The sequence below is a fragment of the Pseudoalteromonas sp. MER144-MNA-CIBAN-0113 genome, assembly GCF_040308965.1.
Lineage (GTDB): Bacteria > Pseudomonadota > Gammaproteobacteria > Enterobacterales > Alteromonadaceae > Pseudoalteromonas > Pseudoalteromonas tetraodonis.
On sequence record NZ_JBEOOG010000109.1, the window covers coordinates 1 to 8,573 of the forward strand.

9 protein-coding genes are annotated in these 8,573 nt (G+C 37.3%); all 9 read left to right on the forward strand.

Annotated elements, in window-relative coordinates; translation table 11 throughout:
• Positions 1-122 precede the first annotated feature (122 nt).
• Positions 123-1,181, forward strand: coding sequence for a DNA polymerase IV (dinB, locus tag AAEY57_RS18035; RefSeq protein WP_350608440.1), 1,059 nt, complete (start codon positions 123-125; stop codon positions 1,179-1,181).
• Between the two features lie 483 nt (positions 1,182-1,664).
• Positions 1,665-2,357 carry an AHH domain-containing protein gene (locus tag AAEY57_RS18040; RefSeq protein ID WP_350608441.1) on the forward strand — a complete coding sequence of 231 codons (693 nt, stop codon included), beginning with the start codon at positions 1,665-1,667 and terminating at the stop codon, positions 2,355-2,357.
• On the forward strand, positions 2,354-2,941 hold the full coding sequence (locus tag AAEY57_RS18045) for a hypothetical protein (RefSeq protein WP_350608442.1): 588 nt from the start codon (positions 2,354-2,356) through the stop codon (positions 2,939-2,941). Before AAEY57_RS18040 ends, AAEY57_RS18045 begins: the two co-directional genes overlap by 4 nt.
• Positions 2,942-3,587: 646 nt before the next feature.
• The gene (locus AAEY57_RS18050; protein ID WP_350608443.1) at positions 3,588-4,700 is read left to right on the forward strand and encodes a CBASS cGAMP-activated phospholipase; all 1,113 of its coding nucleotides are present in this window, start codon (positions 3,588-3,590) and stop codon (positions 4,698-4,700) included.
• Between the two features lie 23 nt (positions 4,701-4,723).
• Positions 4,724-6,004, forward strand: a complete 1,281-nt coding sequence (locus AAEY57_RS18055) for a CBASS cGAMP synthase (RefSeq protein ID WP_350608446.1) — start codon at positions 4,724-4,726, stop codon at positions 6,002-6,004.
• Positions 6,005-6,009: 5 nt separating this feature from the next.
• Complete coding sequence (locus AAEY57_RS18060; RefSeq protein ID WP_350608444.1) at positions 6,010-7,788, forward strand: E2/UBC family protein; 1,779 nt, start codon at positions 6,010-6,012, stop codon at positions 7,786-7,788.
• Positions 7,766-8,119: a Mov34/MPN/PAD-1 family protein gene (locus AAEY57_RS18065; protein ID WP_350608445.1), complete on the forward strand. Its 354-nt coding sequence runs from the start codon at positions 7,766-7,768 to the stop codon at positions 8,117-8,119. The genes AAEY57_RS18060 and AAEY57_RS18065 overlap by 23 nt, the downstream gene beginning before the upstream one ends.
• Before the next feature lie 51 nt (positions 8,120-8,170).
• Entirely contained in the window at positions 8,171-8,467 is a 297-nt protein-coding gene (gene tnpA, locus AAEY57_RS18070; protein ID WP_024596032.1) for an IS66 family insertion sequence element accessory protein TnpA, read from the forward strand.
• A gap of 2 nt (positions 8,468-8,469) precedes the next feature.
• The coding region (gene tnpB, locus AAEY57_RS18075) for an IS66 family insertion sequence element accessory protein TnpB (protein WP_350608447.1) at positions 8,470-8,573 on the forward strand (104 nt) is incomplete at its 3' end.

The following is an 8,573-nucleotide window of genomic DNA, read 5'->3' on the forward strand; positions in this document are numbered from 1 at the left end:
CGGAGCGGGAAATCGTGCAGGCTCAGGCAGCAGCATAAAACGGGAAAATCGGACAACTACCTTGAAAAACTCCGATACTAGAGTAAATATAATGGGTTTACTTAAAAGAAATTTTAAATAACATGCAGAAGTTGATCCATATAGACATGGATGCATTCTTTGTATCTGTTGAAATTAGAGATAGGCCAGAGTTGGCAAATCTTCCTGTTGCTGTGGGGGGAAACTCTAAAAGGCGAGGTGTACTTTCGACTTGTAATTATATAGCAAGAGAATTTGGTGTTCGTTCAGCAATGCCAACGAGTGTGGCACTGAAAAAGTGTCCAAATTTGGTGCTTGTACCATCTCGAATGGATGTATATAAAGAAGTGAGTACTCATATTCAGGAAATATTTTCACGTTATACCAATATTATTGAACCTCTTTCATTAGATGAAGCTTATCTTGATGTAACAGATTGTAAATTATTTAAAGGTTCAGCCACTTTAATAGCCCAAGATATTAGAGAAACAATCTACAGAGAGACGGGCCTAACCGCTTCTGCTGGAATTTCTTCTCTGAAGTTTCTTGCTAAAGTTGCTTCAGACTATAATAAACCAAATGGTCAATTTGTTATTACACCTTCAGAAGTTTGTAGCTTTATTGCCGAATTACCTTTAAATAAGATTTCAGGTGTAGGTAAGGTTACTTTTGAAAAACTAAAGTCATTAGGGTTGGAATATGGTCGAGACATTCAAGCTGTCGATCAGGCAATTATTAATAATAACTTTGGTAAATTCGGACTGGTGCTTTATCAACGGTGCCAAGGTATAGATAATAGAAATGTTGAAACAACACGAGTTAGAAAGTCGGTAGGTGTTGAGAGAACATTTCCTGAAGATATTGATGATTTAGATACTCTTCGTAGTATCTTAACCGATAAGCTGATACCTGAATTAAAAAAACGGTCTGAAAAGTATTTACATGAGCGAAAAATAAGTAAATTAGGAGTGAAAGTTAAATTCAATGATTTTCACCAAACGACTAAAGACTTTGCCTATTCTAACTTTGATGAAGGGATATTTTTAGATTTGCTAACAGAAGCAGTGAACCGTGGTGATGGTAAAAAGGTTAGACTTTTAGGGGTTTATATTGGTCTTAATGACATCGAAGTTAAAAATCAGCAATTTGAACTATCATGGTAGAAAATGGAAACCTTACCTTATTATTTAAAAAGCGTTACAGAAATAATCATAAATAAAAAGCCTGTTAGTTATTGGCGTAAATGAAGTTTTATAAATATAAATTACTTTCCGTTTTGAAAAATATATAGGTAGTTTTATATATAGTATAGTTTTCAAATTATAAATTGAATACCTTTAGAAAAACAATCAAATTAGAAGTGGTTTTTAATGAAAGATATGACAAAGTCGCTTGGTGATAAAAAGTCTTAACTTGGCCAGTCAAGTTCGTCCAGTAGAACTCACAGCACTTAGCTGTTATTCGGCTTAGAGCGAGAACCAGTCAGTCAAAAATTGTGTTGTATGAATAGGAAATTTGACCGCTATGTAATTCATTGTAAGCAATAAAATGATCGCAGTTATTAGGTGTGTAACGTTTATAATTGCACCTCAATAGTCTATTTGCTATTTTACGCGCTAATAAAAGGAAATTTTAAGGATTTAAGGATGATTCAACTTCAGCGCTACCCAATGCCAGATCGACCAAGTAACCCCAGCCCTTTAGAAATGGCTATTTATAATTATGAATTACTAGCCAAAAAACACTACGACGATAAGCGCCGTAAATCTGCTGCGTCTAAGGAAAAGCTGCAAAGAGATTACGACCACTTACAAAAAGAACGCAAGCGTTTAGAGCACTTGCTTATCGCGCAGCAAAGCTTAGAGTCTTACCGCGCAGAAAGTGAAAGTAGTTCTGTTAAGGAGCTAGCAGAGGAAGAACATCATCCTACGGAAAAACTTGCTAAGTTTTTACGAGCGGCAGGCGAGCCAAAACCGACTTCATATCATGAAGCACATCATATTGTGTGTGGTAAGGGACGTTATAGACAGCGCCTTACATATGCTGCGCGTTTAAGAATGCACTCGTTTGGTATTGGTATTAATGATCCAACGAATGGGGTATGGCTAAGAAACTTTGAAAAAAACAAGTCAGATGATTGGGCTACGCCTGACACTGTTTCTCACAGAAGACTGCATCGCCATAATTATGAAGTGTGGGTGTCTACTAGTTTAAGAACCAAAGTAAATAAGCTTGATTTTATAAATGCATTACGTGGCGTGAAAATAAAAATTAAAAATCATATGATGCCAGCCAGCGTTATGATGCGTAAAAATGCTAATTGGGATGGTAAATCATGAAGCTGTTCTCGTTAAAGCCTGTTACTAATTCTTACGACATGGTTGAGTGGGACATACTTTCATTCGCTGAAAAAATACAACCAATGTTGCCATCTAATCAAGATGCTTGCATGTTTCTACTTGATATCCATATGAATAATGACTCTTTATTAGAGTATTGGCCTGAAGGTTATGAGTTGTCTTTTTTACCTGGTTATCTAAAAGATAACTACGATATAAGTATCATGGATGGGTTTATCGCTCTTCGGATGAATGCTTATGAAGCTTTAAAAGATTTATTAGCGCCTTTAGGTGAGTTTATTGAAACAAAAGCTGATGGTGAACCTATTGTAATCTTTAACTTGCGTACATTTGGACAAGAAGATGAAGCAAAATGTGAACGCGAATATTTAGACGGTTATCCTTTAGATTATATCAAGATTGCTTTCATAAATGATGATGTAAAAAATAAGCCTGTTTTTAAGAGTAAACTTACAGGTGGTTCTCGTTTGTATTGTACAGATAAGTTTAAATCTGCTGTAGAAGATAATGGATTAACGGGTGTTTATATTGACGAAGATCTCGATAATATTTTTTCTAATTAAGTTAATTTAGATAAAGAAAACATTATTTAGGTAGTGTTATATAAAACGAAAATCAGAACTACCTTTTAAAAAACAACTACTATATTTTAATGACTGAAATAAATCGGATGCTATATGCCAATAAACTTTAACTGCTTTTTTGGTGGTTGTTTTACCAATTTTTCTTACATAAAAAATTAATAATAAATTTGTATTAGTCCACATTTCAGTTGCAGTTTGAAAAGAGTTTTTTGATTTTATCTGGCAGTTCTTAATGAACGAAAACCGGACGGTAGGACAAACTGACTTTTGGACACTTCTGAGTTAGATCATCAGCTCTATTTTTTGGCTTCAAATAACCTCTGATATTGCAAATAACCAGTACTCGTTGCTGAGGCTGACAGTTTTTGCTCGTTATTGGACAGAAACGTTTTAGAAAGTTAGTTCTTAAATAAGGTTTTGTAATGAAATGTCTACGCAAGTGGCCAGCTTTACTCCGTCACTGAAGTTGTCTAAATAATGTATATACATATCTAAAATGAGTATGCTCATTCAATTTTCACGTATCAAAGTACCTAACCGATTGTCATTGTTGACAATAATCCCTTGATTAAAAAATATACGCCCCCATATGTGTTGAAATGCAATTAATTTTTGGAAGCATGCTATGGACTCAATTAAATCGAATACGAAGTCAAAAAAAGTAAGAATTCTTGCTTTAAACGGGGGAGGTGTTAGAGGACTTTTCACGATAAGCGTGCTTGCCGAACTAGAAAACGTAATAGAACAAAAGACAGGTCAAACAGATGTCAGAATAGGTAATTACTTTGACTTGATCACTGGGGCGTCAATTGGTGGAATTCTTGCATTGGGTCTTGCTGAAGGTAAATCCGCTCGCGAACTCAAAGAAGTGTTTTTTACAGAAAGCAGTAAGATATTTCCTATACACAGCTTCGCCGATGGCGCTAGAAAGTTTTTTAGAAAAATTATAGCGCCAACTTATAAAAGTGACCCATTAAGAAAAGCCATTGTTGCAATGATTGGAGATGAAATTACCTTCAATGATCTTGCTAGGCGAGTGATGATTCCTTCAATCAATTTGTCAACAGGAAAGCCTCTGTTTTTTAAAACTCCGCATAATCCTGATTTTACCAGAGATGGAACTATACGCCTCATCGATGCAGCCATGGCAACCTCTGCTGCTCCAACCTATTTTGCGCCACATTATATTGAAGATTTAGGCTTCAGATTTATAGATGGTGGCCTTGTAGCCAATAACCCAAGTTTCATAGCTTTGCATGAAGTTTTTGGTGATATGAAATTGGATTTTCCACACGCAGATTACGAAGATATTCACATATTGAATATTGGTACGATGGGCGACGAATATGCAGTAAGTCCAAATTTATTGAGCTCTAAGTCTTTTTGGAAAGGCGGGTATCTTGGACTGTGGGGGATGGGAGAAAGGTTAGTGTTAAGCACTATGGCTGCAAACCAAATTTTGCATCAAAACATGCTTGAACGAGAATTGGCTATTTATAATGCATCGGGTAACTATATCAAGCTTGATAGTAAGGTACCAAATGAAGCTGCGAGTGATATTACTTTAGATAATTCTAGTCCAAGTTCTCTTGCTGATCTTGCTGGCAGAGGAAAGCAACTTGTTTCAGAAGAATACGCAAAAAATGGTGCATTAAGAGACTTCTTTAATGAGCCTGCAGAACTTTTTAAACCATTAGTAACTAGTGTCGATAGACCATATTCGGAGAAAAAAATATGAAGTGGAGTTTACATACATACTATATGGGCCGTGATGATAGCTTATTAAAAAAATTGGAACTAACAGACAGTGAAAGGAATAAGCTAAAAAGATTGCGAGCCCATGTTCGTAAGCGCATTAGAGAAGTGTTTGATGAAGCCATAGAAGTAGCAATCAATTTAAAAAAATCAGAGTCAGAAGAAGATGTTAAAGGCCGATTGAAATCAACAAGAATAAGCCACTTATCCACAGCAGAACAGAAAACTGTAGCACGCTTAATATACGAGATGGAAGATGATGTTAGACATGGGTTTATAATACTAAAGCCTAGGTTTTGGACTCAAGGTAGCTTCCAATACGACACGTTAAATAAGCCCTTTCAGCCCTGTCAAGAGATGGATATAGATGATGGTACATATTTGCCAATGACTATTTTTGAAAACCCCAAAATTGGCCATAAGCTGCTAACACTTTTAGTTGATACTTCTTTGAAGTCCTTAGTCGCTGAAAACTCAGGCTGGGAATTTGAAAGCAAGCGAACTTGTGCTCGTATTAAAATCGCAGAAGAAAATACACACATTGACGTTCCTATGTATGCCATTCCTGATGAGGGTTTTATTACCAAAGACCGTAGCCTAGGTCTTGAGTCAGCCAGTAATATGTATGAATCATTAGACCTTGTTAAGATGGCTACAGACTCTGATGACGTGATGTTCGAGCGATTAGATTCAAAAACCGTTAACTTAGCCTTAAGAGATGAAGGTCCTGGTTCGCACAAGTGGATGAACAGCGATCCTAAAATTGTTGAAGATTGGTTTAATGATGCTTGTAAAAGGATTGGTTCTCATGTTCGCCCCGTATGTCGATTTATGAAAGCTTGGCGTGATGCTCAGTGGGATGTAGGTGGTCCAAGTTCAATTAGTTTGATGGCGGCAACCGTTGAAATTCTGAGCAAGCATTCAGTCAATCCCAAAGACATGGGGGACATCATGAAAGTAGTTGCTGAGAATTTTGCACTTGAATTTAAGAGCGGTGTAGAGAGCCCTGATGATACAGATGATCGACCGTTATTCCCAGCACAGATAGAACATGAAGACTTTCACAAAGGTATTGTCGCTAAATTAGAGCAGTTGCCTGCATCTTTACAAAGTGCTGAAAATGCACCGTCAAAGCAAGATGCGTTATCAATACTATCAAGTATATTTGGGAATCGTGTAACAGATGCAAACTTGATAAAAATTATTGCTGCAGCTCCCGCATTTAATGCTGAACCTGTACAAAGCACTTCTCCGGCGCAGATAAGCCCCTCTATGGTTAGTGGTTAACTAGAATGATAGATGTACATCAATTGATGCTGCAAGTAGGATTTCGTTATACCTTGTCAAAAAGGCTACCTGAAGCATCTATTCTCTACAGAGAAAATTCAGGAAAGGGATATTATACAAAAGATTATGATACACCTGGGGGCGTCTTTTCTACTATATTGATTGTCCCAAATGATCCACATGTAGAGCTCCCAACGGTATATTGTTATCTAGTTCCTTCTTCGTATGAAGGTAGACTAATTCCTCACATTTCACATGATGGATATCTTTGCTATGTCGAGCAGAAAGAAGCTGATTGGAATCCTAATGATCTTCCTAGTTTGTATAACGAGATAGATTGTCAGATTCAACGAACTCTCAACAATGCTGTCCTATCTATGAATGACAACGATGTTGGAGACATAGAGCTACAAAATGAGTTTGTATCGTATTGGGAGTCACAAGGGTCATTATATCTGTTAGCGGATTGCAATAGGAAAGTCAGTTTTACAACTGTTATGCTCGAACCTGCTAATGATACAAGCAGCAGCTATTGTGAGTTTGTTACAACGGAAGACACAAAAGGTACTAATGAAGATCTAACTAAGTGGTTAACTCAACGTAAATTAAAATTGAGTGTTAATCATTCTTATATTTCTACACATTATATTAGGGTCAACCCTACTCGCTTGTCTGGTATCAATTGGCCACCTACAAGTTTAAAAGACCTATTTTTATGGCTTAAACAAGTAGATTCTAATGCTCGAAGCCATCTAGCAAATAGCCTTTATCGTTCTGTAAAAAAACGAAACATCTTACTTCTTGATATAATAAATCAAGATCCTATTGCAGTATCCTTGGAAATGAATACAGCAAGACTGAGTAATCGAACGGTATCTAAAAGATCTACAAAGAAAGGTAAGGCTGGATCTTTTTCAAATAGAGTTGCGATTTTATCAAGTAAGCACTCTTGTGAATCGTTCAAGCGATTTAGCGTAACAAAAGCTGATAAGAAAACGCTACAGAGTAGAAATAGAGCTGCGTATGGTGATTTATCGGGTAAAAAAGTAGCTCTAGTTGGCTGTGGAACTATCGGGGGATATTTAGCTCATCTATTACTAAGGAATGGTGCTGGAAGCGGTATAGGTTATCTTCACCTATATGATCATGATGAATTTAAGCCTCATAATTTCTCTCGGCATTCACTTAAAGCAAATGATTTTGGCAAAAATAAGGCTGAGGCGTTGGTTGACACTTTGATGGACTCTATATATGTCACCAAAAACATACGAGGTTTTGATTACCGGTTCCCCATCAATGAGTCATCATTGATACTATACGATCTCGTGATAGATGCGACTGGCCGCGCACCAATATCTAAACGGTTAGCGTATGTTGTTAGACAAATGAGAGACAATGAGCGTCCTCTGATAATCCATGCATTTAACGATGGTAATGGTCGAGCAGCAAAAGTCTTTGTTGACGATGGACGTAGTTGTTATGGCTGCATGAATGTAGATAGCTCTGTTCATCAAGGGTCAAAAGATAATGCCAATATGGATTTACGTTTTGTGGACATAGACCAAGCAGCTGAGCGTTTTGTAAGTTGTGGGAGTACGTACACAACATATGATGCAGCAGTCAGTCATATAGCGGCTGCTATAGCGCAAGAAGCCGCATTAAATACCTTAAAGCCATGCTTACCTTGGTCATATAGTGAATTTATGCTTGATGAACGTTATAGAACAGGTAAGCGACGGATTTTGGAAAAACAGTCAAGATGTGCAATTTGTAATGATGAATAATGAAGAAATAGTATTTAGGGATAAAAGCGGCCAGCTAGTCGTAATAGAACCAATAGTTGTTGGTAAACTATTATCGTACCGACAAATGAACCCTCTAGCAGCAGAAGCAGGTGGAGTGCTTATAGGTGAAAGGCGTGGGGGGCATATTGTCATCTGTGATATTTCTGAGCCCGGACCAGGAGATCACCAAACAAGGTATTGCGTGAATCGTAAAGGCCCGCATCACCAGCAAAAGGTCATGACTGCATTTAAAAGCTCTAATGGGCATCTTCAATATATTGGTGAGTGGCATACGCATCCAGAGGGTAAGCGTCCGAGCAACGACACCTAGCAGAGTGGATTTAATTAATTGAAAATACCGTCAGTTTCTACTGGAGGTATTATGCAAAAAAGAACCCTTAATGACTGGCAAAAATTGATTGAGCAGCAACAAACCAGCGGCTTATCTATTGTCGCATTTTGTAAAGAAAACATGTTACCCACTTCAAACTTTTATAAATATCGGTCTAAGTTACAAGACGCTGCAAAAGCACCTAAATTGGTGAAAGTGCAAAACAAAGCCATTCCCCATAAAGTGAATGCCTCAATCACGTTATCTCATGGTGAAACTCATTTAACTATACCAACCTCATCTGAGCCTACATGGGTGGCTAATTTAATAAAGGCGCTGCAAGCATGAACATGTTTATTGATGTGCCCGACGTGTACCTTTGCAATCAGTTTGTCGACTTCAGAAAATCCATTAATGGCTTAGCGGCCATTGTTGAAAGTGAACTCGAACTGTC